Origin of the sequence: Cohnella endophytica (genome assembly GCF_003628305.1) — a bacterium.
Taxonomy (GTDB): Bacteria; Bacillota; Bacilli; order Paenibacillales; family Paenibacillaceae; genus Cohnella; species Cohnella endophytica.
The window spans coordinates 126851-151207 of the sequence record NZ_RBZM01000010.1 but is presented as its reverse complement, the minus strand read 5'-3'; the positions used below and the strand labels follow the sequence as shown (position 1 = coordinate 151207).

24 protein-coding genes are annotated in these 24357 nt (G+C 53.3%); 6 read left to right on the top strand and 18 right to left on the bottom strand.

The genetic code is table 11. The features are described 5' to 3' along the window. Nucleotides 1–173: 173 nt before the first annotated feature. On the top strand, nt 174–974 hold the full coding sequence (modA, locus tag D7Z26_RS22440; RefSeq protein ID WP_120979258.1) for a molybdate ABC transporter substrate-binding protein: 801 nt from the start codon (nt 174–176) through the stop codon (nt 972–974). A gap of 7 nt (nt 975–981) precedes the next feature. Next, on the top strand, nt 982–1656 hold the full coding sequence (gene modB, locus D7Z26_RS22435) for a molybdate ABC transporter permease subunit (protein ID WP_407643544.1): 675 nt from the start codon (nt 982–984) through the stop codon (nt 1654–1656). 65 nt (nt 1657–1721) lie between these two features. On the opposite strand, the gene D7Z26_RS22430 is transcribed toward modB, so the two are convergent. The 12 genes from D7Z26_RS22430 to D7Z26_RS22375 all read right to left on the bottom strand — a co-directional run bounded on the left by D7Z26_RS22430 (nt 1722) and on the right by D7Z26_RS22375 (nt 13110). Next, nucleotides 1722–2678 (bottom strand): helix-turn-helix transcriptional regulator, encoded by a 957-nt coding sequence (locus D7Z26_RS22430; RefSeq protein ID WP_120979257.1) that lies wholly within the window; start codon nt 2676–2678, stop codon nt 1722–1724. 61 nt (nt 2679–2739) lie between these two features. Next, nucleotides 2740–3111, bottom strand: a complete 372-nt coding sequence (locus D7Z26_RS22425; protein ID WP_120979256.1) for a YrdB family protein — start codon at nt 3109–3111, stop codon at nt 2740–2742. A 150-nt stretch (nt 3112–3261) separates the two neighbouring features. Continuing rightward, complete coding sequence (locus D7Z26_RS22420; RefSeq protein ID WP_120979255.1) at nt 3262–3684, bottom strand: VOC family protein; 423 nt, start codon at nt 3682–3684, stop codon at nt 3262–3264. A gap of 24 nt (nt 3685–3708) precedes the next feature. Continuing rightward, nucleotides 3709–4572 (bottom strand): hypothetical protein, encoded by an 864-nt coding sequence (locus tag D7Z26_RS22415; RefSeq protein ID WP_147423887.1) that lies wholly within the window; start codon nt 4570–4572, stop codon nt 3709–3711. Between the two features lie 165 nt (nt 4573–4737). Continuing rightward, entirely contained in the window at nt 4738–5580 is an 843-nt protein-coding gene (locus D7Z26_RS22410; RefSeq protein WP_199731766.1) for an energy-coupling factor transporter transmembrane component T family protein, read from the bottom strand. Next, complete coding sequence (locus D7Z26_RS22405) at nt 5571–7319, bottom strand: ABC transporter ATP-binding protein (RefSeq protein ID WP_120979253.1); 1749 nt, start codon at nt 7317–7319, stop codon at nt 5571–5573. Before D7Z26_RS22405 ends, D7Z26_RS22410 begins: the two co-directional genes overlap by 10 nt. A 142-nt stretch (nt 7320–7461) precedes the next feature. After that, a complete protein-coding gene (locus D7Z26_RS22400; protein WP_120979252.1) occupies nt 7462–8037 on the bottom strand; it encodes an ECF-type riboflavin transporter substrate-binding protein in 576 nt (191 codons plus the stop codon). Nucleotides 8038–8270: 233 nt separating this feature from the next. Continuing rightward, nucleotides 8271–9485: a low temperature requirement protein A gene (locus D7Z26_RS22395; protein WP_120979251.1), complete on the bottom strand. Its 1215-nt coding sequence runs from the start codon at nt 9483–9485 to the stop codon at nt 8271–8273. 150 nt (nt 9486–9635) lie between these two features. Then, nucleotides 9636–10478 carry an alpha/beta fold hydrolase gene (locus tag D7Z26_RS22390; protein WP_120979250.1) on the bottom strand — a complete coding sequence of 281 codons (843 nt, stop codon included), beginning with the start codon at nt 10476–10478 and terminating at the stop codon, nt 9636–9638. A gap of 530 nt (nt 10479–11008) precedes the next feature. Further along, complete coding sequence (locus D7Z26_RS22385) at nt 11009–11500, bottom strand: GNAT family N-acetyltransferase (RefSeq protein WP_120979249.1); 492 nt, start codon at nt 11498–11500, stop codon at nt 11009–11011. A 74-nt stretch (nt 11501–11574) separates the two neighbouring features. Then, entirely contained in the window at nt 11575–12516 is a 942-nt protein-coding gene (locus D7Z26_RS22380) for a phosphotransferase family protein (protein ID WP_120979248.1), read from the bottom strand. A 33-nt stretch (nt 12517–12549) separates the two neighbouring features. After that, a complete protein-coding gene (locus tag D7Z26_RS22375; RefSeq protein WP_120979247.1) occupies nt 12550–13110 on the bottom strand; it encodes a dihydrofolate reductase family protein in 561 nt (186 codons plus the stop codon). Between the two features lie 323 nt (nt 13111–13433). Here D7Z26_RS22375 and D7Z26_RS22370 point away from each other — a divergent pair, with 323 nt between their 5' ends. The 4 genes from D7Z26_RS22370 to D7Z26_RS22355 all read left to right on the top strand — a co-directional run bounded on the left by D7Z26_RS22370 (nt 13434) and on the right by D7Z26_RS22355 (nt 17025). Continuing rightward, nucleotides 13434–14120, top strand: a complete 687-nt coding sequence (locus D7Z26_RS22370) for a DNA-binding response regulator (protein ID WP_120979246.1) — start codon at nt 13434–13436, stop codon at nt 14118–14120. A 600-nt stretch (nt 14121–14720) separates the two neighbouring features. Then, complete coding sequence (locus tag D7Z26_RS22365) at nt 14721–15872, top strand: long-chain fatty acid--CoA ligase (RefSeq protein WP_120979245.1); 1152 nt, start codon at nt 14721–14723, stop codon at nt 15870–15872. A 90-nt stretch (nt 15873–15962) separates the two neighbouring features. Continuing rightward, nucleotides 15963–16307, top strand: coding sequence for an AMP-binding enzyme (locus tag D7Z26_RS22360; protein WP_147423886.1), 345 nt, complete (start codon nt 15963–15965; stop codon nt 16305–16307). Nucleotides 16308–16398: 91 nt separating this feature from the next. Then, on the top strand, nt 16399–17025 hold the full coding sequence (locus D7Z26_RS22355; protein ID WP_120979243.1) for a GDSL-type esterase/lipase family protein: 627 nt from the start codon (nt 16399–16401) through the stop codon (nt 17023–17025). A 106-nt stretch (nt 17026–17131) separates the two neighbouring features. Here the strand turns inward: D7Z26_RS22355 and D7Z26_RS22350 are convergent, their stop codons facing one another. The 6 genes from D7Z26_RS22350 to D7Z26_RS22325 form a co-directional block, all read right to left on the bottom strand. After that, the gene (locus D7Z26_RS22350; protein WP_120979242.1) at nt 17132–18676 is read right to left on the bottom strand and encodes a hypothetical protein; all 1545 of its coding nucleotides are present in this window, start codon (nt 18674–18676) and stop codon (nt 17132–17134) included. 118 nt (nt 18677–18794) lie between these two features. Next, entirely contained in the window at nt 18795–19322 is a 528-nt protein-coding gene (locus D7Z26_RS22345) for a GNAT family N-acetyltransferase (protein WP_120979241.1), read from the bottom strand. 90 nt (nt 19323–19412) lie between these two features. Further along, nucleotides 19413–20447 (bottom strand): FecCD family ABC transporter permease, encoded by a 1035-nt coding sequence (locus tag D7Z26_RS22340; protein ID WP_120979240.1) that lies wholly within the window; start codon nt 20445–20447, stop codon nt 19413–19415. Continuing rightward, on the bottom strand, nt 20447–21502 hold the full coding sequence (locus D7Z26_RS22335; protein WP_120979239.1) for a FecCD family ABC transporter permease: 1056 nt from the start codon (nt 21500–21502) through the stop codon (nt 20447–20449). The genes D7Z26_RS22340 and D7Z26_RS22335 overlap by 1 nt, the downstream gene beginning before the upstream one ends. 77 nt (nt 21503–21579) lie before the next feature. Further along, entirely contained in the window at nt 21580–23208 is a 1629-nt protein-coding gene (locus D7Z26_RS22330) for an AraC family transcriptional regulator (RefSeq protein WP_120979238.1), read from the bottom strand. Next, nucleotides 23201–24148, bottom strand: coding sequence for an ABC transporter substrate-binding protein (locus D7Z26_RS22325; RefSeq protein ID WP_158602406.1), 948 nt, complete (start codon nt 24146–24148; stop codon nt 23201–23203). The genes D7Z26_RS22330 and D7Z26_RS22325 overlap by 8 nt, the downstream gene beginning before the upstream one ends. Nucleotides 24149–24357 lie beyond the last annotated feature (209 nt).

Here is a 24357-nt window from a genome sequence, read left to right as displayed (position 1 = left end):
AGCACGCGTTATTTCGCTTTATTTTGCACGGCTAAAGCCGACGACAATCCGGCAGCCTTGCATTTCATGCACGCATTATGCAAGGTTATTTTCAAACTAATTAGGTCTAAACATAACTAAATCATACAAAATGATATTTCTTATGTTAAAATCTTTAACATATCCGATCAGAAATGGAGGCCTTTCCGTTGAAAAAAATAGCCTTATCCGTTCTCTCCCTGCTTCTATCCGTTACCCTTCTGGTTACTGCCTCGCCGGTCCAGCAGGCAAACGCCGCGCAGAAGCAAACCGAGCTCCTCATCTCCGCCGCCGCAAGCTTGAAAGATAGCTTGGACGTCATCGAGAAGCAGTACGAGAAAGCTCATCCCGACATTAAGCTCACGTTTAACTACGGCTCGTCGGGCACGCTGCAGAAGCAGATCGAAGAAGGCGCGCCGGCCGATTTGTTCTTCTCCGCCGGCAAGAAACAGATGGACGCCCTAGAAAAACAAGGGCTGGTCACCGGCAGCAAAAACCTTCTCCTGAACGACCTCGTCATGATCGTTCCTTCGGATTCGAAGAAGAAATTCACGACGGTCAAGGAATTGACGGACAAAAGCATCAAGAAAATCGCGATCGGCCAACCGGAATCGGTGCCCGCAGGCCAGTACGCCAAGGAAACTTTAGAAACGCGCAAAGTATGGGATGCCTTGCAAGACAAACTCGTCTACGCGAAAGACGTACGTCAAGTCTTAACCTACGTCGAGACGGGTAACGTCGAAGCCGGATTCGTCTATAAAACCGACGCTCTCATCTCCACGAAGGTGAAAATCGCCATCCGGGTCGCCTCGGACGTACATTCACCGATCGTATACCCTGCGGGAGTCGTCAGCGATTCCAAGCATAGCGCCGAAGCCAAAGCCTTCTACGCGTACTTGCAGACCGCCGAAGCTAGCTCTATTTTCGTTAAGTACGGATTTTCGTTGCCAAAGTAAATGACGGTTGGTGATTCCGATAGACGCTTCGACTTTCTGGCAGCCCATCGGCCTCTCGATTCAGATCTCGTTGATCGCCAGTGCGATCGTGTTCTTATTCTCCGTCTTTATCGCCTGGAAAATGGCCAAGGCGCGTTTCATCGGTAAAAGTATCGTCGAGACTTTACTGCTGCTCCCGCTTGTGTTGCCCCCTTCCGTGATCGGCTTCATCTTGCTCGTCGGCCTCGGCCGGCGCAGCTGGATCGGACGAACGTACGAATCGATCTTCGGGCAGCCTATCGTATTTAGTTGGGAAGGCGCGGTCATCGCCGCGACCGTCGTCGCCTTCCCGCTTGCTTATCGCACGATGAGAGCAGGGTTCGAGGGCGTGGATTCCGATCTCGAAGATTCGGCGAGAGCCCTTGGCGCGTCGGAGTGGCAGGTGTTCCGATATCTTTCGGTTCCGCTTGCCTTCCGTTCCTTGACGGCCGGATATATTCTTGGGTTCTGCCGCGGTCTGGGGGAATTCGGAGCGACGCTGATGATAGCGGGCAACATTCCCGGCAAAACCCAGACGATTCCGACGGCCATCTACGTGGCGACCGACGGAGGTAGCATGCGGATGGCTTGGGCATGGGCGGGCGCGATACTCGCGTTATCGTTCCTCATGTTGATGCTGGCCAACAGGTTCACGAAAGATTAAACGATACGCCCCTCTTACCAACGAGCATTCGTGGTACGAGGGGCGTATTTCGTTGCATGTGCGCGTCAGGCTTCGTACACGATGTCTCCCGTTCGTGAGATATCGTAGCCTTCCATATTGACCAACTCGCTCCGGAAAGAGTCCGACCGCAAAATCGCGATAACCCCCTCGATCCAGATCCGGTTATCGTCCCTTTTCAGCATGACGAGATCGTATTGTTCTTGGATCAGCGGCACGAAATCCACGTTGCCGACGAGTAGCGCCGCCTTCTCGATGCCGACTCCGACGTCGGCCTCTCCCGCGGCGACTTTGCCAGCCACGGCGAGATGACTGTTCTCTTCGCCTTCGTAGCCCGATAACTGTGTTGAAGGAATACCATGCAGTCTGAGTTGCTCGTCAAGCAACACCCGCGCGCCCGAGCCCTTCTCGCGGTTGGCGAGACGGATGCCGGACTGACTCAGATCCGCCCAAGACTCCAGCTTGAGTGGGTTTCCCTTCTTCACATAGAGACCGGCCGAACGTCTCAGCATATTAACCACTACGTAAGACTGTCCGACAAAAAGCTTGCGGATGTAAGGCGTATTGTATTGACCCGTGTCTCCGTCCAACAGATGCGTGCTCACGATATCGGACTCGCCCCGGTACATCGAGACGAGACTATCCATGCTCCCCACGTAAGAGCGCAGCGGCCTCATTCCCGGCAATTGCCGTTCCAGATGCCTTGCCAGAATATCGAGGCTGACGTCCTGGCCCGTAATAATAATCGACCGTTCCCTCTGGGAGTTCGCCGAACCGTAGAGCGGTTGGGCGGACGCCACCGTGTTCGTTACGTTCGGACTGACCGCGGATATCCCTTTGGAGCGTTGCTTGTAAGCGTCCAAATCCGACGATTCGATGCGCATCTGCTTCCCGACGCGATAGGCCGGAATCTCGCCTTTTTTGAGCAGATCGTATACTTTCAGCTTGGAAATTTTCAGTAAAGCGGCTACTTCTTCGGGCGTGTAGGACGTATCGTCGATCATGGAAACCCCCGCGGTATTGAAATTAATCCCATTATACCAGAACGGATCGGTTTCGCTTGGTTTATGATGGATTCCGCGCGCCCTCCGTCGGGTTCCATACATGAATATTCAGGCTGGCGATCAACGCGATATCCGCTACCGAAGTTACGGCAAGGAAACCCGCTAACGTGTGATATCCGCTCGCGAACAAGGCCGCGGATGCCAGAAGGAAAACGACCAATTTCAGAACCGTGCGGATCGGATACGAGAGAACCGGGATCGACGCCTTGGGCGCAAGGAACATCGACCACAGCACGAGGATAACCAGCGGAATGCCAATGCCTGCGAAGACGTTCATGCGAAAACCCCAAACCCCGAATGCGGCGAGCGACGCCAGTTCAAGCATAAACATGTACGTTAATACGATTACCGTCAAGGTTGTCGTAGATTTCATTCTTAACCACTCCCTTATACTACTTATAGTAGTATAATAACTAATATTATTAGTTTTAGTCAATGGTTTTAATAAATAGAAAAGGAGCACTCCCGACGGTCTTGGAAATAAGACCGCGTGATTGCTCCTTCGGATTGCTTCTCGGGCGGATTACTCGTTAATTTCCCACGCCGGGTTCCATGCGACTTCCCACAGATGGCCATCCGGATCCATGAAATGACCGGAGTAGCCGCCCCAGAATGCTACGTGCGCGGGGTCCGTTATCGTGGCCCCTGCCTTGCGGGCAAGCTCCATCACCCGGTCCACTTCCTCTTTGCTGCCTACGTTGTGACCGATCGTCAATTCGGTCGAGCTCGGCGGAGCCAGAGGAACTTTGGCCTCGTGAGAAAGATCCCTGCGATTCCATAGGGCTAATCTTAAACCTCCCTGCAACTCGAAGAACGCCACCGCGCCATGCTCGAACTCCGTGCCGATGATTCCTTGTGTCGCGAACCCCAAGCCGTCGCGGTAAAACTTCAACGCTCTTTCCAAATCGTCCACGCCCAACGTAAGCACGGTAATCAATGGTTTCATCATCGCAACCTCCCCTCCACTTCATTAACTGTCTTCACTGCCGCAAGTAAATTGCTTAGCCGCGCCATTGATCAAGCTTTCGAACATATACCGTCCGGAATCGTTTGGATCCAACCCGTATATTTTTTCGATGCCGAATCCTTTTAGACCGGTCGTTTCGAATTCCCCGTTTTTCTCGGCGAGATGCACGGGAGCTAACCATGCATATCCGTCTCGTCTAACGATCCAAGAGATGGCCGCTTCTTCGTATTCGTAGAAGTCCGCCAAATAGACCTTGGACCCCTGCCATTCCTCGGCGCCCTCGCCGCGGATCATATCCTGGCAGAACGCTTTATCGTAGGCTTCGGCCGCCGCGATCATTTTCTCCTTGCGAGCCGATGTCCCGTAGTTCGGTTTATGCGGTTGCCCTACTTCAATAGAGAAGGTGTCAATCGTCTCATAATCGCCTTGGGGCCACTGGGGTTCTTCTTTGCCTGCTTGTCCGGCGCAGTACACGATTCCCTCTTTCATCGCGAATATGGCCAGTCGTTCGCTATTGCTCGTATGCCCGTATACTCTCCGGACTCCCTCGTCGTCGGTATAGATGCGGACCTCAACATCGATCGTCCGACCGATCAGGGCATCGAAGCCGGAATCGTTCCCAACGACTTTGGCGGGATAAAACCATAAACGATAATTCACGTATTCTTCGAACGCGTCTTGAAGAGCGTTCATGGAAAAGCCGGTCGGCAACATGCTCTCCGAGCTAGACCGAACCCCGATTGACGTCGCGGAAGCGGCTTTATCGGCATCCACTCTTTCGGCGCCGTTGCCGCTATTTGCTGAGCAGGAGCCGAGCAATAACGTTGTCGTCGTCAGCAACGCTAGGATAGCCGGCTTTTTTATCAATACGTTCGCCCCTCTTTTCACAGAAAATAAGTGCAAATATTTCAACTTTTCTCCAGTATAACCCATAATAAACTCGTTGATGGGAGAAAATCAGTTGTTGCGCTAACGCGGAAAACCCCCTTCGTCTTTAACTGGACGTCGGAGGTTTTCTGTGTTTCAACCGAATTAGAAAAGCGGACTTTCGAAGACGTTATAAAAACGCGAGCCGCGCGCGATCGTCAGCCAGACGAGCGCTGCCAGAACGACCGCGATGAACGCCAGCGCCCCATAATCTCCGGGACCGAACGGCCTGTCCTTGTACCAGGTACGGCGTTTGCCCCGCCCGAACCCTCTCAATTCCATCGCCGCGCTGATCGTCTCGATTCTCTCGATGCTCGACAAAATGAGAGGCATGAGAATGCCGATGACGTTGCGCAGCCTTTTTCCCAACTTCTCTTTCGCCGAAATATCGACCCCGCGCGCCTGGGCGGAGAACGAGATGTTCTGGAAATCCCGCTGGATGTCCGGAATGTACCGAAGCGCGATCGAGACCGCATAAGCGATTTTGTAGCTCACCTTGACCCGGTTCAAAGAGGCGGCGAACTCGCCGGGGTCCGTCGTCAGGATGAACAAGAACGCGATCGGGATGACCGCCAAGTATTTCAGAGCGATGTTCAGTTGGTAGAACAATTGCTCCGCAGTCAGGTCGTATCGGCCGGGGAGCTGCAGCAGCACGTGTTTCGTCCCGTAGATCTTGACCCCCTCTAGCGGGGAGAACAAGTAGATAGCTACGTGATTCAGCAGGAAGAAGGCTCCGATTAGATACAGGAGAAACGAATACTCCCGCAGCCGAACGCGGGATACCTTGAGCAAGACAAGTCCGAATACGATGAATCCGACGAGGAAACGCGTATCGAACGTAATCATGGCCCCCATCGACCACAAAGCGAAAAACAACAGCTTCGCAGCCCCGGTCAACCGGTGAATGGGGGAATCGAGCTTGGCGTAAGCGAGCATTTTCATCGGGATCGACCTCGCTTCGCTCTGTCTTCGGCAATGAACGTTCGCACGAAACCTCGCGGATCGGATAGTCCCGCTCTTCTCGCCAGGCCCATCAGCGACGTTTCTTTCAAAGAGGCTTCCCGCACGAGCTCCGGATCGGTCAGCACGTCATCCGGGAAAGCGTCGGCGAGCACGCCTCCATCGGATAGCACGATGGCGCGGTCCGTGTACTCGAGAAGCAGGTGCAAGTCGTGCGTGATGAATAGGACGGTCAAGCCTTCTTCTCTCAACCGCATTATAAATTCCATCATCTCATTATAATGGCGATAATCTTGTCCCGCGGTCGGCTCGTCAAGAATCAGAACCTCCGGTTGCAGGACGAGCACGGAAGCGATCGTTACCCGCTTGCGCTGCCCGAAGCTCAGCGCGGAGATCGGCCAATTGCGGTATGGCGCCAATCCGCATACGCGGAGCGCTTCTTGCGCGCGCCTCGCCGTCTCCTCTTCCCCGATGCCCCGCGCCTTGAGGCCGAGCGCGATCTCTTCGTGAACGAGCGTCTTGGAAATCATGTGGTTCGGATTCTGCAATACGAAGCCGACCCGCTGAGCCCTCTCCTTGATCGTGTCGCCGCCGATATCGCGGCCTTCGTAACGAATGCTTCCGGAAGTGGGCTTATGGAAACCGCAAATCAACTTGGACAGCGTCGATTTGCCCGCGCCGTTCTTGCCGACGATGCCGACTCTCTCCCCTTTGCGAATACTCAGCGAGACGTCCCGCAGTATAGGCTTACCCGGCTCGTAACCGAATCCGATGCCTGCCAATTCCAATAACGGCGGCTCGTGCGACCGCTCATGAGTCGCTCCGATCTCGAGACGGTCGTTAGACTGCCGCCCCTCCGTCCATGCTTTCAGCCGTTCCGCGAACGGCCCCAGTTCCATCGTGTCCAGTCGGCTCGGCCGATGTCGCGCTTCGACCTCTCCGCCCGCGTAACGAAGCGCCGTCAAATATAACGGCTCCCGGATACCCGCTTCGACGAGAAGCGGCGAAGTCAGCAGTTCATCCGGCTTCAGATCGGCAACGATCCGTCCTTCTTGAATGACGATGATCCTGTCGACCTGCCGGTGCAACGCTTCTTCGAGCCGATGCTCGATGATCAGGATCGTCTTGCCCGTCTCGCGGTGGATTCGGTCGATTTGCTCGATGGCTTTGCGACCCGCGTCGGGGTCCAAGTTGGCGAGCGGCTCGTCGAACAGCAGAATGCCGACGCCGCTGGAGATGACGCCGGCAACCGTAATTCGCTGCTTCTGCCCGCCCGACAACGAATGCGGCGACGCCTCCAAATGTTCGAGTATCCCCGCTTCCTCGGCGGCCGCCCGGACGCGCTCCTTCATCTCCGGAAGCGGAACCGCATCGTTCTCCATCCGGAACGCGATATCCTCCGCAACCGTCAAACCGACGAATTGCCCGTCGGGATCCTGCAGAACGGTGCCGACCCGATCGGAAAGCCGGAACAAATCGAGCTCCTTCGTCTCCGTCCCCCGGATTGTTAAAGAGCCGGTCGCGGTGCCGGGATAGAAATAAGGCGCGAGTCCGTTAATGCAGTGGGCGAGCGTGCTCTTCCCCGATCCGGACGGTCCGAGGATCAGCACCTTCTCGCCCTCGTAAATCTTAAGATGAATATCGGCGAGTGACGGACTCGTCTGCACGCGGTATTGATAGCTGAACCCGTCGAAAACGATGACCGGCTCGCGGCTCTGGTTGTCCATAGCGTCGCACTTCCTCTGGATGCAGGGTGTGATGTATTCGTATTTCTTCTAACGGGCGTTCCCTTCCGTGCGCGCATGGCGCCCGCCAGCCGCCTAGCAAGCGAAAAAGCCGGCAGCGTTCGCCGGCTTCCCGCATGCTTCGTTAGGCTTCCTTCGTCAGGCTGCCTTGCTTCGTTCTCGTCTTCGCGTAAGCCGTCAGAAGTAACGTGCCGAGCACGGCCACGGTCACGATGTTCGAAGCGCCCGCGACCAGGCCTTGCGTGTACGATTTGCCGGATGGCTCGGCATAGATCAGAATGTCCAACGTCGGCGCGACGACGAACCAAGCGATAGCGTTCGCGGCCGTCTGTACGACGTTAAACGTAATGATCTCTTTTCGGCCGAACTCTCCGTCCCTCGCGCGAATACGGTTTGCGGCCAAGCCGATGATCAAACCGACGATCGCCGAGGCGATAATCCAGCTGAACCAAGGCGAGACGTAAAAGATCGAGTCCTTCAACGTGTGCCCGATGAACCCGACGAGCAGGCCGACAAGCGGACCGTAAAGGATGGCGAACAGCGCCAGCAAAGCGTAGGTCGTCTCGATATTCGTGTCCGGCAAGCCTGAAGGCACCGAACCGAACCTGCCCAAAATGGCGAATAACGCGGAACCGATGCCGATGGCGACCGTGTTGCGGATGGAAAGCGGATTCGCGTTGCGAGCGGAAAAGAGACTCATGGAAAATCCTCCTCGAAAGTTATCGGACGGGATGCGTTTGTATAAATGCGATCTGATTTGAATAGATCGTAAGGGATAATCCCCACTATGTCAATCGGATTTTACATCCCATCTCAGTCCCGCCCGTCGCTATGCGTTATTTTCTCATTTCCCCCATCAGCATCATCTGTTTTCCCAAGTAACTCGGACTGTACGGAAATCCCTCGGATTCCGGACTCCCGGGGATTTATCGATTAAGCGGATGACGCTCCTTTGTTCGCGTGAATGGGAACGACCCGGCACAAACGATCGGACACCGCGCCTCCCCAGAAGGAGACGACGCCAAGCACGGCGGTCACGAACGCGGACAGCGCCAGCGGCGGCAGCATCGTCGAGAATGGAGCGACCGCGGCCAACGCGAGCAGACTGACAATAAACGGCAGCGGCAAGATGCCCGTGACGATTCTCATGAACAGCAGATTGCCGAGAAGGTACAAAGCGGATCCTCCGAGCATGACCGCCGCGACTTTCGCTTCGGCATGACCCAGAGGATGCGCGAGCAATAGCTCGTCCGCCACCGCCGACAGAATAATGCCCGCTACGACCAGCAGATGCGTATACGTATACGCCGAACGGGCTACCCTGCCGGGGTCCTCCGAATGGGCAATGTAATGATGACCCGTTTTGGCCACGGTTTCGAAATAAATCCACCACATGGCCACCGTTCCGCAGAACGAGACGGCGAACGATGACATCGCGGTCGGAGACCACTCCAGCATCCCGAAGTTCGCCCCCGTCATTAACACCGACTCTCCGAGCGCGATAATAATGAACAAGCCGCACCGTTCCGCCATGTGAGAGCCTTCGACGTCCCAGACGCGTGTCGAAGACCGGCCGATCTTCGGCATCCAGAAGCCCAGCGAAGGTCCGACGTACTCGATGAGGATGGCTACCGCCCACAGTCCGAGTCGCCATGAATTGTCCGCGATGCCGCCCGCGATCCAGAACGCGCCGGATGCGATCAGCCAGGCGAGAATACGCACGAAGTTGATTCGAAGCTCGTCCGAGCCCTTTCGCAACATCCACACCGTAAACGCCGTCCTCCCGACATGGAACAACGTATAGGAAACCGCGAAATAGATACCTAGTTTCCCGAACGACTCGGGAATCGAAGCCGACATGACTAAACCCAACAACATGAGGACAAGCAGCATCAGCTTGACCGGTTTCATCTCCGGATTGAGCCAATTGATCACCCACACCGTGAAAATCCACACCATCCACACGGCCATCGTGAGGAGTGCTAGCCTAACCGCTCCGTCCGCATTGAAATTCTCGAGGAAAAAATGAGACAATCTCGTCACCGCGAACACGAACACCAAGTCGAAAAACAGTTCTATAAACGATACTCTGCCCGAGTCGGCGTTACCTCTGCTTCTAAACCATGCTTTCTCCGTCAACTTCTCCATATTTTCCTCTCCCGCACGTTACGATTCCGAAACTCCCTATCATCCATCAAGCCTTGTCCCACTTCATACTTGTCGGCAATCGAAGAAGGGCTTCGACAGACGCCAGTAAGCAACTGAGTCAGCCCTCCGAAGAACGATTCCCGATCCGGCTCAATCCCTCGAAGCCTCGTATAACTTGTGAGCCATCAACGCGGGATCGGTACGAAAAAACGTCATGTGATCGCCCGGCGACTTAATCAAACGGAATTGTCCGAGCCGGCTCGACATATGCGGGTGCCAGCCGAAGCCTTCGGCTTGGGGTACCGCGGCATCTTCCGTCAAAAAGAGATAACTCTTCGGAACGTTCAGACTGAAGAACTTCTTAAGATCGAGCTTCTCGAAGAGGGGCTTGGCGGGCTCCGGCCTTATTTCGCTATACAGTTTTTGGGCCGTCGCAAGATCCGCCACATTTACGAAGGTGTCTCTGAACGTCTCGAAAGGAAGCATGATCGTATCGTCCTTCGACATTTTGCGTAGCTGCTCGAACCCTTGCCGCATCGAAGCGGGAAACTGATCCGCCACGGATTGTCCGTCGGCCACCACGAATCCGTCCATGAAGACGAGCCGTCTGATCCGATCCGGCACGAGCTCCGCCGCCTTCTGGACGACCGATCCGCCGAAGCTGTGCCCGACGAGTATAATATCGCGAAGATTGTTCGCAATAATGTAGTCGGCGACCGCCTTCGAGATCATTCCGTGCGTCACGTTCGGATTCAGATCGCTCCCATGGCCCGGAAACTCGGGAACGTAAACCGTGTGGCCCATTCTGCGCAATTCCATCGCTACTCCGTTCCAGAAGCTCGCGTCCGCCCACGAACCGTGGACAAGCACGAACGTAAGAGGCTGCGTCGCCTGAGCTTGAACCTCCGAATAACCATAGGCGCGCGGCCAGTCGTAATATACAGAATGCCCGGGAACGGACCAATAAGCTCCGTTCATAACGTAGGTTTGCATGCCTCATGTTCCTCTCTCGAATAAACGCGGGGTATGCGCCTATCTTATGAAAGGAGCGGCCTATCGGTTCTCAGAGCCAAAGAGTTGCGAAAATCGTCGTCACTGAGGGCAATGGATTTTACCTCCGAAGTAACCACCTTGCCGCCGTAGCCCCCTTAAAACAACTAAGCCCTTCGACTAAACTTCCTCCAGCAACCACGCCGCCAGCTCTCGAACGAAGAGGCTGGTTAAGATGCATAGCTACGTGCTGTTTCGTGGTTACGATGTTTATCATCGCATGGGGGCGAGAAATCGGCTTTTTTACCCTTTTCCGCCACTGTTACGATGTTTTTCATCGTAAGTAGGCCGATTTCATAGGAAAACTCCGCTATTACGATGTTTTTCATCGCATGGGAGCGAGAATTCGGCTTTTTTCACCCTCCCGGCCGCTGTAACGATGTTTTTCATCGTAAGGCATGCGGCTTCCTAGAAACCATCCCGTCGATCTGGAAGTCAGACCGCATTTTAGTTCCTTCGCTTTACGGACTGTCTCACACCGCGAAAAATTGCTCCAAGATCGCGTTTCCGTCTTCCTCCCGCTCGATCTCGAACACATCCAACAGCCGTTCTGCGTATACTTTTTTCCAGAACCTGACCGCAGGGACATTGCTCTTTAATTGAGCGCAGCAATATCTGCCGGGATATTGCGAGAACAATCGACCGGCAACCGCCATTCCGATTCCCCTTCTACGATACCTTTTCAGGATAAAAAATGAATTCAAGACATAGTCCGCATGTTCGGGGTTCGTATACTGTCCGCTTTGGATAAGAATGCAGCCCGTGATCTCTCCGTCCAATCGAACGAGATAAGGCGTTAAACCCTCTTTCTCGAAAAATAGATCCATCACGTCGAACCGGTGCATACCCATGTCGTCCACCTTGATATCGTCCGCGAATTCGGACAAATCGTGCAGGAAGAGGGCCATCAAATTTTCCATTATAGGCTTCTGCAGGATGCCCGCTTGTTGAATTTCGATGTTCATCGCGATAAAGTTCCTCCTTGGATACCTAATCACTGCCTCTAAACAGAGAAAAATCTTTTAAATCCCGTCACCTCTCAAGTCGTGAAATGTCCGCAATTCAGCAAACTTAATAAGTAGTCATCCAGTCGCTCGGCCATCATCTCGTCCGTTAGTCCAGTCACGCCCAGTGCTGTCCAGCCGCCGTAGACTTCGGGAGGCGGACCGTAGGCGAAATCGATTAGCGTGACGAGATCCCAATAAGGATCGTAGGTGAAGGACTCACCCGCATGGCGTCGATAGCCGGCGAGAAACTCGTCCGCGCTCGGCACGCCATGCAACAGAGCCAAGTTGACGCGGCAATGGCCAACGTCGATGCCGGCCGGACCGATACAGCCGTTGACCCAGTCAACGATGCCGCTCACTTCGCCGCCGGACCACAATACGTTAGCCGGATGATAATCCCGATGAATGAACCGCATTGTAGCCGGAGGACGGGAGGACGTCACAATGTCCGCCGCCGCCTTCCACTTGTCGGGATGCTTCGACCATGACGACGTATCCAGAGAAGCCGCGTCGCAATAAGAAGCATACGTCCAGTCGAAATCGCTAGCTTCCACTTCATGAATGCGACAGAGAGCCTTCGCCATGCCGTTCAGCCATTGCGCGGAATCCGCGGGCTCCAACACGACTTCCCCCGCAAGAAGCGTCATCAAGACGGCCGGCTTCCCGCACCGGCTCCCCGTTTCGTCAAAAGCAATCAGGCTTGGCGTGCGCACGTCGACGGTTCGGAATGCCCTGAGCAGGCTTGCCGCTTCGCGAGCAGCCAAATCAGGCTGCTCCCTTACCCATTCCGCGTTGTCGAACTGCCGCAGCACGACATCTTGTCGTTCTCCATTTATGCTTAACGACACGCGATGGACGAGAGCGGAGATTCCTCCTTGAAGCCGTTGCGCGGAGAGGACGATCGCCTCCGGATTTATCGCGTCGACCACCCATTGAACCGCGCTCTCGGATAGTTTCTGATCCGAAGGATTCATGTGACACCTCTTCCCGTCAGTCGGACGAATAATCTAGTTTAAGCTTAAGGAATAAGTGACTCCGATTACGCCGTTACCGTAGACGACCGAATCTACGAGCTTTAAGCGAACGGGATCGGCGATTTCATCGAAAAGACGCAAACCGGAGCCGACGACGACCGGGCATATATTAAGAGTAAGCTCGTCCAGAAGACCTTCGCGCAGCAACGACCTTACTAGCGTAGGGCTTCCGGGGATTTGAATGTTACGGCCGGGTTGGCTTTTGAGCTTCGCTAGCTCTTCGAAGAGATTCCCTTGGATCAGCGTCGCGGGCTGCCACTCGAGCGCGTCCGGCGAACTGGACACGACATATTTCGGCGAGCCGTTCAGGAACTTGGCCATCGGAATGTCATCGCTCTGGTGCTTCCAGAAACGCGCCAGTAGCGAATAGGTACGGGATCCTAGCAGCACGGCATCCGCTTGCGCGACGCCTGCGGCGATACGCCCCATCAACTCGTCGTTCGTCCACTCGTGAGGCGAAATTTCGGGAGCGTCCGCTATCCCGTCAAGCGATACGAATAATCCCGCGACGATTTTCCTCGTCGATACGGACATTGTCATTCCTCCTAGTCTAAGGCTAAACCCATTTTACCACATACTGGATAAAGTGCGTGAACGGATAAGGCTTAGCAAGGGGATATGCGGGAAATAGTCACCACTTAACCCGCGCTCAAGGGGGTTTAGTTGAGTAGCCGAATGATCCGTCCCCACTAGAGGGCTAGGACAAATTAAAACTAAAAATTGACAGTTTCAACTTGCCGCCTCTATACTTAGCTCAGATATTATTGATAGGGCTTGCGAAGCACGCAGCCGCTCTTTCCGATTAGCCCCGCGCTGATCCGAAGGGCGGCTTTATTATTTTCCGGAGGTGTACGATCATGGATTTCAATACCGCTTATGAGGCTTTCCTGTCCAAACATCGCATTTCTCGCGAAGGCGAGCGTCTGCGAAGATTAAACGAAGGTCACGGGCACTTGGAGAAGCTTATTCTGGAAAACGTCTGGTGGCCCGCCATTGGACATTTCGACGATTTGCACCCCGAGTACGAAGTATCCGATTTCCGCGACGGCGCACGATTCCTCGATTTCGCTTGGCTACCCGGCCCCATCCGCCTGAATATTGAGGGCGACGGGTTTGACACTCATGCTCGAAAAGTCACTCTTTCCGGATTCGACGACGACCGGATTAGGCAGAACCATCTCATTATCGACGGCTGGAAAGTTCTCCGATTTTCGCACAACATGGTGAAGGAGCGCCCCCGTCTGTGCCAGCAAATGCTGCTGCAGTTCATGGGAACGATTTACGGTATGCGGACCGCCGACGACGGAGCGAAGGCTCGACTATCCTCCGAAGAGAAAGAGATTGTGCGTCATGCTTTGCGGGTCCGCCAGCCTATGCACCCGAAAGATGTTAGTCAATTACTGCACGTCGAGGCACAAAAAGCGAGGAAGTTACTACACGGCTTGGTAAAGAAAGAAGTACTTATGCCCGCAGGGTCGGGAATGCGCCGAATTAACACTTATCGCCTTACCCCTTCCGTTAAACTTGATGATTTGGATTTATAACCCTCGTCGGCATACCGTAGTGATGTTTTTCATCGTAAGGGCGGCGATTCGATCTCGAAATGCCATTTTTCCGTCATCATGCGATGAGAAACATCGTAATAGCGTACGTTCTCGCCCATTTCGAGTTTCTTATGATAATAAACATCTTATCGGCGGCGTTCTGAGCCAAATTTGATGTTTTTCCACCTCCATGCGATGAAAAACATCGTAACAGCTCAGGTTCCCGCCCATTTGGGTAGCTTATGATGATAAACATCTTATCGGTCGCGTTTCGAGCCAAATTTACAGTTTTTCCGCCTCCATGGGATGAAAAACATCGTAACGGCGTACGTTCTCGCCCAATTCGAGTTCCTTACGATGAAAAACATCGTATCGACGGCGTTTCGGACTCGAAATGCAGGTTTTTCGTCACCATGCGATGAAAAACATCGCATCCGCCGCCCCCCCAGCCTAACTAGCTACTTTTTTCCTGTTTATAACAAAAACCAGCATATTGCTATAAGTAAAAACGATTTGTTACCCCCGACGAATTATGATAATTTCAAAGCGAAGTATGGTCATGGGTATTATCAGAATTCATTCTGAGAGGGGACAATTCCAATGTTACTTTCAAGCATACTGCCCAACGTCGCTAGCCTGAATCCAACCCATCCTGCGCTTAAATATAAGAACGAAACCCTAACATACGAACAACTATTGCGGCAGGCGAGCAGCGTCGCCCATGGCTTCCGCGAGCTCGGCGTTCGGCCAGGCGATCGGGTCGCTCTTCTTAGCCATCCCTCCCCGCTTCTTGTCGTAGCGGAAATCGCCGCCGTCGCTATCGGGGCGATTCCGTTTGCGATTTTCCCCCGCCTGACATCTAGCGACATCGCGCATATCCTTCAGGATGCCGACCCCGTTGCGGTTGTCTACGATTCCTCGGATTTGAAGCTCTCCGAATGCGTCTCTTTGCTAGTCAATACGAGCGTGACAGTAAACGCCATTCCCTGCAAAGCAAGCCACCACGCCCCCTCTCCGTCCATAGAAAGCTTTATCGCTACATGCCCGCCACTCGGCCAGTGGCATGAGGCCAACCCCGACGATGTCGCTTTGCTGATCTATACCGGTGGAACGACGGGCCGTTCCAAAGGCGTCATGCACTCCCATCGGACAATCCGCAGTTGGTCTTTCATGAATCCCGAGAGGGGCGGCGGACACTTGTCGTCCAAAAAAATGATTCTCCCCAATCAAGCCCATTTAACGGGTCAATTCATCCTTTGGACTACTCTATTCGAGGGCGGTTGCCTCATCTTCCCCGAATCCTACCCTCTGCAAGCCGAAGAGGTTATTGCTCTTATCGAACGCGAACAACTTAAAAATGTCGGCACGGTCGGGCTTCTTTTCAAAGATATCGTCGATTTGAAAAACTTATCGCCCGGATGCGCTCGGTCCGTGGAGGGAATTTCTTGCGGCGGAGCCCCCATCAGCGAAAATACTTTTCGCGCAGCCCGCGATATTTTTCCGAACGCGTACTTAACCGAGGTCTACTCGCAAACCGAAAGCGGCCAATTTATCAGCTACTTGTCCATTAATCAATGTTTCGCCGAAGGTAAGCTTAATCGGCTCCTATCCGTAGGCAAGCCCTCCGACGTCGCGGTTTGGGGGCAAAAACCTTTTCAAGTACGTATTGTAGACGAATCCGGGAATGACGTACCGCAAGGCCACACGGGCGAGATCATCTGTCAGGGAGATCAAATGATGCTTGGGTACTGAAACAATCCCGAAGAAACCGACAAAGCGCTGCGAAACGGATGGCTCCACACCGGCGATTTGGGATGCTTCGACCAAGACGGCTACTTATATTTGCTGGATCGCAACAAAGACATGATTATCGTGAACGGAGCCAACGTGTACTGTTCCGAAGTAGAGGCGGCGTTAAGCAAACATCCTCTGATCGTCGAAATCGCGGTCATCGGGACTCCCTTGCCGGTCGAAGGCGAAGAGGTAACCGCGGTAGTCGTCCTTGCACCCGGATCGAAGCTTACGATTGGACAACTACAAGCATTCGTCCAGGATCGGATCGCCCCGCATAAGATTCCAACCCGCATGGAGATCGTCGAGTCTCTAGCCCGAACATCCGTCGGCAAGATCGACAAGGCGGCCATTCGACGACCCTTCTGGGCGGGCAGAACGCGAATGATCAATTGAAGAACATGTACCGATCGGCAGCATATGCTGAAAGTAGCTAAGGGTGCGGTTCCGGAAAGGTCCGCTCGCGAGGGAAGGCGGAGATGGACAGATGATTCATTATGCCGCGATTGGGGATTCTCTGACCTCGGGCGTCGGGGATCTGTTCGGCGGAGGGTTCGTTCCAAAATACGGACGGATGATTGAAGATCGACTAGGGCAGCACGTCGTCTACGAAAAAATGGGGATAAACGGAGCGACAACGGAAAATATTTTGTCCGCCGTTCAATGCGATCATAGGATGAGAGCCTTCATTCAGAATGCCGATATCATTACGCTTACGGCAGGCGGCAATGACCTCTTGGATGCAGCCAAAGCTTATGCGACAAGCAAGAACGCCGACTTATTCAGGCAGGCGTTAACCGAGTGCCGGCAAAACCTTGCCGGAATCTTCGGAGTCATTCGGAAATTGAAACATGGCCGAGCCCCCTATTTGATACGCGCGGTCGACCTATACAATCCCTCCCCTTCCTTACCGGAAGCCAATGTATGGATCAAGCGATTTAACAGTCAGCTTGAGAGCTTTCAGGACGGCAACCTGAGGGTGGCGAATATTTTCGATTCTTTTCAGGGCAGGCAGAGGGAACTCTTATCGCTCGACCATTTTCATCCGAACGGAAGAGGATACGCGGTAATTGCAGATGCGCTGGATAGACAGGGATACAGGCCGTTGGCCTGATCTCGCCGGCATGCAGAAGGGGCTGTCCCATAAAAGAAAGAAGCCGCTCAAAAGTTTTCACTTCTGGGATAGCCTCTTGAGCGACTTCACTTTCATGGAAAGCTCTTCATCGCTTAATCGCATAACTGGGATTAAGAAACCTCGATTCGAATAACGTTCTTGTCACATACTTATAACCGCTTATGCCCGGCACAGTAATCGTCACATTCAGGTAGGAGGTCAGCTCCTCCTTATTAAACTGTATGTTTTTAGGTATAAAAATGACGCCCGTTGATTTTACATCGGAGCGAGAGACACATTTCTCCGCAGCAGTACAAGGAATCGATTTGCGATAATAGAATGGAACTACCGGACGATTAAAAGTGTTGTCTTTGGCACCTTCTTGTACAAAGTTTCCATGCACTTGCACGTCCATGTATTTCCAATTTTGCGTAGTTGTTGCCCTCGTTTTCGGTATAAGTACATAGGCTTGAATCTTAGGATTGAATGCCTTGTCCTGAAAAATGACATTGCGGGACAAGTCAGGTAACAGCTTTCGATTCGGATCCTTGGGATCGTTATAGTCTACGACAATCAATTGATCCAAATAGCCTTTGTAACTGTCTCTTGCACGCTCTAATGGCTTGCCGTACCCGTAATCCCAATCCTCCTGGGGTGTGACCCATCCTCTACCCGAGAGTTTAAATCCCTGATTAAACCATTGTGGAAGCATGCTGAATAGATTCGTATTATGCCAATAAATTTCCGCCGTGGTAATCGTGTATGGGTTAACAGGAAGTTGGTTTCCTTTGTTATAGGAGAGCATCCTTGCGATAGCGGCCTCTGCTTGAGCCCTTGTGGAGGTCGATTGCAGTAATAATTCTCCCTGTTGCGATCCGCTCAGCAACCCTCGCTTCATCGTTTCAAACACCATTTGCTTCGGGGTTGAAGACATTTTGGCAAAAATACGATCCGTATTATTCGTTATTCGCTCCTCCGTCAACTTCAGCTGACTAACAAAATTCCAATAACGACTATACGCAGGGTACATCTCAAGATTGTTCTTATTTACACAATTATGCTGTTTAATATACCAATCTTCAGCTTCTGGACTGCAATATTCTAAGCCAAGCTTCTCGTTTGCCGGAGCATATTCTTCCAGCACCTTGCGGTTATACCATTCATTTAGCTGCTCGAGCAATTGCTTGGGTTGACTGAAGTCGGCCAAGTTAACAATAGGAATATCTAACGATTTCAAATAGGTTATGTCCTTCGCATATTGAGGTAAATAGTAGGGCTTAAGCTTCTCAATATTCAGCTGCTCATTCTTAAGAGCCGCAATTGTATTGGCATATCCTTGTTTGTGAGTGGCTCTCTCCAAGGTCAAAGCCATTTCGCCACGAGTAATCGGGCTATTCAATGGCTCCACGTAATCTCCTTTGTATAGCCCATTGTCCTTGGCAACCTTCATAATGGTCGAGAATTTAAGCTCTCCATCATCCAAAGGAAGCTCTAATGCCCGAACGACCATCTCTAGAAACTGTTCCTTGGTCACAGCTTCTTCACTTGATTGTCTTTCGTCCGAAGCAGCTGTTGCTACGTTTAGGAACATTAGACTAAGCATCACAGCCACTAACAGTATAGCTGCTCTTTTCTTTCCTTTAATAAGCATAGGTTAGTTCCTTCCACTGGAGGGGTCATAGGTGATTAATAAGCTATAACCATTTCGACAAAAAGTGCATTTATCCTTGTTGCCGAGTTATATTGCTTAATAAATCCAATGGGCTGTCTCATAAGTATTGTTCGAGATTCAGCCGCCAATCGTTGCAGCGCATAAAGCTCCCCGGCGGATATTCGAAGCTGCACTCGGCCACAAACTCGAATCCGAGTCTCCGGCATATCGCGTTCGAAGCAGGGTTGTCGACGGATGGGAAAGCATGGATGCTCCTGTGCTTGCCCTCTCCCCTAGCGCTGGCAATGGCGGCTTGGGTAGCGGCAGCCGCTATTCCTCTGCCCTGGAACGGGGGCAAAACTCCCCAACCGATCTCGTATACGGTTTCCCCCTGCCAGTTACGTTCCCAGTATCCGATATTGCCCACTGCTTCAAGCTCCGGAAGCAGCACGATGGAGAACATGCGTCCGGTTCCTTTTGCTCCGATCTCGACGTATCGCTTGTGGCGCGCCAAGACTTGCTCATCGGTCTCCGGCCCGCCAAGGTGTTCCAGCATCTCCGGCGCGTTCAATCGATATAACAGCTCGAGGTCGGTAGCCGACCAGGGTTTTATCTGTACTTGCGAGCGATTAGATGTACTCGTCATATGTCCCACTCCTATTAAGGTATGAAGCTTCCTGATTCTTCTTCCCTTAATAATAACGAGAACGCACGTTCTTGTCATCTAATCGTTCTTCTAGTTTTTGGAGCGGACGAGCAGGTAAAGGAAATAAGGGGCTCCGATGACCGCTACGACGATGCCCGTCGGAATTTCCGTCGGCTGCAGAGCCCATCTGGCGAGCGTATCTGCCACGAGTACAAGCAACGCGCCGGACAAGGCGGTAGCCGGCAATAGAATTTGATGCCTCCGACCGACGAGCCTCCTGGCGAGATGCGGCGCGATTAGCCCGACGAAACCGATACTGCCGCTGACCGCGACGCACGAACCCGCGAGTCCGACCGCCGCCGCAAGCAACAAGAGCTGCTCTCGGTTAATCGACGCCCCTAGCCCTGTCGCAAGGGCATTGCCTAAGCTCAGAACGTTAATCGTGAGGGCTTTATAGAAAACGTAGGAAAGCAAGATCAGGATAAAAGGAAGCAATGCCAGAACAAAGCTCCAATCCTTGCCCCAAATACTCCCCGCCATCCAGGTCGCCACGAACTGATACTGCTGCGGATTAATCCGCAAAATTAACACGATCGTGACCGCCGAGATGCCGGAATTGACGGCGATACCGTTCATAAGCAATCGGTTCGAAGACAATCCCCGATGCTTGCGGAAGGACATCGCGAAGACGAGCAAGGCCGCGATACCGGCCCCTCCCCAGGCGAGCAAGGGAAGTACGTACGCCGGGGCCGCCGCCGCGGTCGGGTAAAACGCGACGAAGACGAGAATGACCATGCCCGCGCCCGCGTTAATGCCGAGAATTCCCGGATCGGCGAGAGCATTACGCGAGATCGCCTGCATAATACACCCGGAAACCGCGAGCCCCGCGCCGATCAATACGGAGATGACGATCCGCGGCAAGCGGAAGTCGAACAAAATCAGGTTCTGCTGCCTTGTGCCTCCTCCGAAAATCGTGCGAATCAGATCCAACGGAGAGAGCCGAATGAATCCGGTATTCATGCTCAGAACGAATGCCAGTACGATGGATGCGGCTAACAGGACCACTATCATAGAGTTGCGTCTGCGTTTGCGAAGCTCCTCCGGCGACAATCCGATAACGTTCATTACAGTTCCCTCCTTTCCTGATTCGCAAGATACAGGAAGAAAGGTACGCCTATGATCGCGATCAGTGCCCCGATAGGCGTCTCGGTTGGCGAGTTTACGGTTCTCGCGGCCAGATCGGCCAAGATGACGAACAGCGCGCCAAGAACGGCCGAACTCGGAATAATCCAACGGTAATCCATGCCTACTAGCTTGCGCGCCAGATGCGGAACGAGCAACCCGATGAAGGAAACCGCCCCTACCGCCGACACGGCGGATCCCGCCAGAATGACGACGATGATCGTTCCCGCCAGCTTAACGAAGCCGGAGCGAAGTCCGAGACCTCTGGCGACATCCTCTCCTAGACTGAGCAACGTTATCGATCTGGACAGCATAATCGCTCCGATAAGCGCCGCCGCTATCCAAGGCGACATGATCTTCAAATGTAACCATCTCGTTCCTGCTACTCCGCCCGCATACCAGAAAGCCAAATTTTGTCCAATTCGAAAATAAAGCGCGATACCTTCGCTAAGCGCCGTCAATAAGGCCGAAAGCGTAACGCCCGCCAGTACTAGCCGAATCGGAGTCAATCCTCCCTTGGCGAGCGATCCCATGGCGAAGACGAGCGCGGCGCTAATCGCGGCTCCCGCGAAAGAAAATAAGATGAGGTACAAATACGGCAATCCGGGGAAGAAGGCGAAGCAGACGGCAAGAGCGAACCCGGCACCCGAGTTCAAGCCGATCAATCCCGAATCCGCGAGCGGATTACGGGTCATTCCCTGCATGATCGCGCCCGCGACGGCGAAGCTGCTGCCGACCAGAGCGCAACCGAGTACTCTAGGCAATCGCAGCTCCAGAATAATCTGATGCTGCGTAATCTGATGCTGCGTCAATTGCTGGTGCTGGTTGTGATGAAAGATGGCTTCCCATACGGTCGCGAATCGAATGTCCGCGGCTCCGAACGAGACGGACAACGCCACGCTGAGCAAGAGCGCAACGAGACCGCCAACGATAATCAGAATTGCCGTGCGGGGGCGCGAATGAATACGGCTTGCTTCGTTGACCGCATCGGAGGCCACGAGTGGTGCTTCATTATGGTTACGATTGCGATTGATAGCTGTCACGATATTCGGATCTCCAGTCTTTTTCTGATACCCTATTGTTCGAATAACCTTGGAACCTCGTTCAAGAAGCGGCCGAGGGCGTCGGCCGAATACTCGTTCCACGGGGCCTCGTAGCAACCGGATGACGAAGTCTTGTGGATTTTTCGATTTTTTACCGCGCGAAGTTTCTTCCAAGCCTCGGTTTGAAATAGGTTGTTCCCTCTCGCTTGCGCGGCTGGACTCTGATCCACGTGGAGCACGATTCGGTCCGCGTTGATTTCCGTCAGTTCGTCCGCTTCGACAGACTTGATCCATTTAAAAGCTCGGATAGCCTCGGGCATAGTGAACCCGAGATCGTCGTAGAACACCGTGCCGGCCTGGTGCCCCCATATCGCCATTTGATTGGCGCCTACGGCAAGAACGATAAGCGAGTCCTTGCCGACGATAGGTTGAAGCCGTTCTCTGAGAGATGACGCTTTCCGGTCGTAACGGTCCAGCCACTGTATCGCGGCGTCTTCCTGCTCCAGAAAATTGCCCACGCTTGATAAGTGATTGCGCCAATCGTCGTCCCAGCTTAAGAACAATGCAGGAGCGACCGTTCTTAGCTTATCCTGCTCTTCGGCGGGAACGCACTCTACGATGCCGACGATGGCATCCGGCTGGGACGTCCGCAGAGCGCTCAGGTTAAACTCGTATTGATGGCTTAGGGGCACTTTGACCTCGTACTCGTACTTGTTTCGATAATGGCTCGTCCAATAGTGGTCCATAGGCGCGGCGAACGGAATCGTCTGCAATGCGAGAATCTGCCCGAAGTTAATCCAACTGTATGCCGCGATCTTCCGTTTCTGATTGCGTTGATAAATAGCCGGAGCGATTCCGGTCTGTTTTTTGAACAGGCTGCTGAAATAGCTTTCGCTCTTGTAGCCGACTTGGAAAACGATCTCTCCCAGAGACGCGGAATTCGGTTCACCCATTCGTTGCTTGGCGTCCTTTAGCCTAAGGTCCGTCCGATATTCCATGACGCCTCTGCCGTACCTCTCTTTGAATAAACGCATGAAGTGGTATCGGCTTAATCCCGCGATCTTAGCAAGGGAATCGATCGTGATCTCGCTTGCGTAATGCCTTTCCAGTTCCATGCGGGAGGCCTCTAACGCCAACTCGGCCTGCTGCTCCCGATAATCAAGGGAGAGGCCGAGCAGCTCCAACAACCCCGCTTCGCAGCGAAGAAGGGACGAAGGAGCGCCGTTGTTCCAACTGGAGCTAATTGCCCCGAAGAGATGGCCTGCCGTCGATGCAGACGTTACCGCCGCTTCGCACGGGAAAGGCAAAGCGACCTGCAGCGGAACTCCCGTAACGGTTGTTTCATCGGAAAGCAAACAATAGGCCTGAAAATAGATGAGCAATAATTCAAGCGGGTGGTCCGCGAAATTCGTTAGCTCGACCAATTGGCCGGGAGCGCATACGAATAACGATCCGGGACGCAGGACATGCAGTCGCCCGTCGATGACGAGCTTTCCTCCATGCGCGTTCGAGAGAAGCAGAAGATGGGACTTCGTCTCGATGAAGTTGCGTTCGGACTGTCGTGTATTCGACGCACCCCTGAGAACCCGCACGTCCAGCAGCCGATAACGAAGGAAACCCACAGCCGTTGGCTGCAGGTCGGGGGAGAGCTTTTTATCCATTTAAGTCCTTCAGAACATCTTCGATAATGAGCCCGTTGGCAATTGGGTTCGCATTAAACCAATGGCCCGAATCGGCTTCGAACACGTGTCCCGTTTTTACGGCCGCAAGTCCCTTCCATAGCGGGTTATCGACGGGAGGCTTGCCTCTGCCTTGGCCGGAGAGGACGAAAATATAGTCTACGTCCTTCAATTGCTCGAGCATCTCGATCGAGTACGTCTCGTACTCGCCCTTCAGCAAAGCCGGCTGCTTGAAACCGAGCGCGCCATAAAGCGTTGCGCCTCCGTAGAAGTTGGGACCGAACAGCTTGAAGCCCTTCTCTTCGTCCGCCTGCAACAGGACCGCCGTCTTCTCGGCCGGGAGTGTTCCCAGCGCGCTTTTCGCATCCGCGAGTTTCTTGTCGTATTGCTCCAACGCTAGTTTGGCTGCTTCTTCTTCATTCAGCAAAGCTCCGAGTTTCTCGAGATTCCCCCGCCAGTCCGCTTCGTTATCCGAGAGTACGAACGTTGGAGCGATCTTGGCGAACTGCTCGTAATTCCCGTTGGCCAAATAAGTCGGAGCCAGAAAAATAATCAGATCCGGAGCGTAAGAGAGCGCTTCTTCGGGCTTCAATCCTCCATTCATATCAAGCACCGGCACCCCCGCCAGCTTCTCTTGCAAGTAATGTTGAGGAACTCCCCCCGCGCCCCATTGGGCTATCGGCTTTATACCAAGCGCAGCGAGCGGATCTTCTATGAATGGCGCAATCACCTTCTGCGGGTGAGTGGGTACTTTAACCTCATGCCCCATTGCGTCGGTCAGCAGACGGTAGGACTCTTCTCCAGAAGCCGAAGGAGACGATGCCGCGTTCTCGTTCGAGTTACCCGAGTTACCGCAGGCTGCCAGCAAGGAAATAAGCAAAACTATGATTGCGGATTGCGAAAAACGTTTAATCGAATTCATTCCGTTATGACCCCTATCAGTAGTGAGATTGATTATCATTATCTATACTAAGTATAGAGCCATCCGATGTAAATGTGAATCAGGGATCGTGCTTTCTTTTTTAAATTCGCCGCATAATCGCTTTAACGGTAGGAATCTGCCGAAGCCCCCTACAACAAAAACAGAGCATGGCGAATATCTCGCCGTGCTCTGTTTGACATTTAACTATA

What these genes read in the sequence shown, in the direction of transcription:
- modA (WP_120979258.1), top strand. Translation starts at nt 174, where the DNA reads ATGGAGGCCTTTCCGTTGAAAAAAATAGCCTTATCCGTTCTCTCCCTG.
- D7Z26_RS22430 (WP_120979257.1), bottom strand. Translation starts at nt 2,678, where the DNA reads ATGATCGACGATACGTCCTACACGCCCGAAGAAGTAGCCGCTTTACTG.
- D7Z26_RS22425 (WP_120979256.1), bottom strand. Translation starts at nt 3,111, where the DNA reads ATGAAATCTACGACAACCTTGACGGTAATCGTATTAACGTACATGTTT.
- D7Z26_RS22420 (WP_120979255.1), bottom strand. Translation starts at nt 3,684, where the DNA reads ATGAAACCATTGATTACCGTGCTTACGTTGGGCGTGGACGATTTGGAA.
- D7Z26_RS22405 (WP_120979253.1), bottom strand. Translation starts at nt 7,319, where the DNA reads ATGGACAACCAGAGCCGCGAGCCGGTCATCGTTTTCGACGGGTTCAGC.
- D7Z26_RS22400 (WP_120979252.1), bottom strand. Translation starts at nt 8,037, where the DNA reads ATGAGTCTCTTTTCCGCTCGCAACGCGAATCCGCTTTCCATCCGCAAC.
- D7Z26_RS22395 (WP_120979251.1), bottom strand. Translation starts at nt 9,485, where the DNA reads ATGGAGAAGTTGACGGAGAAAGCATGGTTTAGAAGCAGAGGTAACGCC.
- D7Z26_RS22390 (WP_120979250.1), bottom strand. Translation starts at nt 10,478, where the DNA reads ATGCAAACCTACGTTATGAACGGAGCTTATTGGTCCGTTCCCGGGCAT.
- D7Z26_RS22385 (WP_120979249.1), bottom strand. Translation starts at nt 11,500, where the DNA reads ATGAACATCGAAATTCAACAAGCGGGCATCCTGCAGAAGCCTATAATG.
- D7Z26_RS22380 (WP_120979248.1), bottom strand. Translation starts at nt 12,516, where the DNA reads ATGAATCCTTCGGATCAGAAACTATCCGAGAGCGCGGTTCAATGGGTG.
- D7Z26_RS22375 (WP_120979247.1), bottom strand. Translation starts at nt 13,110, where the DNA reads ATGTCCGTATCGACGAGGAAAATCGTCGCGGGATTATTCGTATCGCTT.
- D7Z26_RS22370 (WP_120979246.1), top strand. Translation starts at nt 13,434, where the DNA reads ATGGATTTCAATACCGCTTATGAGGCTTTCCTGTCCAAACATCGCATT.
- D7Z26_RS22365 (WP_120979245.1), top strand. Translation starts at nt 14,721, where the DNA reads ATGTTACTTTCAAGCATACTGCCCAACGTCGCTAGCCTGAATCCAACC.
- D7Z26_RS22355 (WP_120979243.1), top strand. Translation starts at nt 16,399, where the DNA reads ATGATTCATTATGCCGCGATTGGGGATTCTCTGACCTCGGGCGTCGGG.
- D7Z26_RS22350 (WP_120979242.1), bottom strand. Translation starts at nt 18,676, where the DNA reads ATGCTTATTAAAGGAAAGAAAAGAGCAGCTATACTGTTAGTGGCTGTG.
- D7Z26_RS22345 (WP_120979241.1), bottom strand. Translation starts at nt 19,322, where the DNA reads ATGACGAGTACATCTAATCGCTCGCAAGTACAGATAAAACCCTGGTCG.
- D7Z26_RS22340 (WP_120979240.1), bottom strand. Translation starts at nt 20,447, where the DNA reads ATGAACGTTATCGGATTGTCGCCGGAGGAGCTTCGCAAACGCAGACGC.
- D7Z26_RS22330 (WP_120979238.1), bottom strand. Translation starts at nt 23,208, where the DNA reads ATGGATAAAAAGCTCTCCCCCGACCTGCAGCCAACGGCTGTGGGTTTC.
- D7Z26_RS22325 (WP_158602406.1), bottom strand. Translation starts at nt 24,148, where the DNA reads ATGAATTCGATTAAACGTTTTTCGCAATCCGCAATCATAGTTTTGCTT.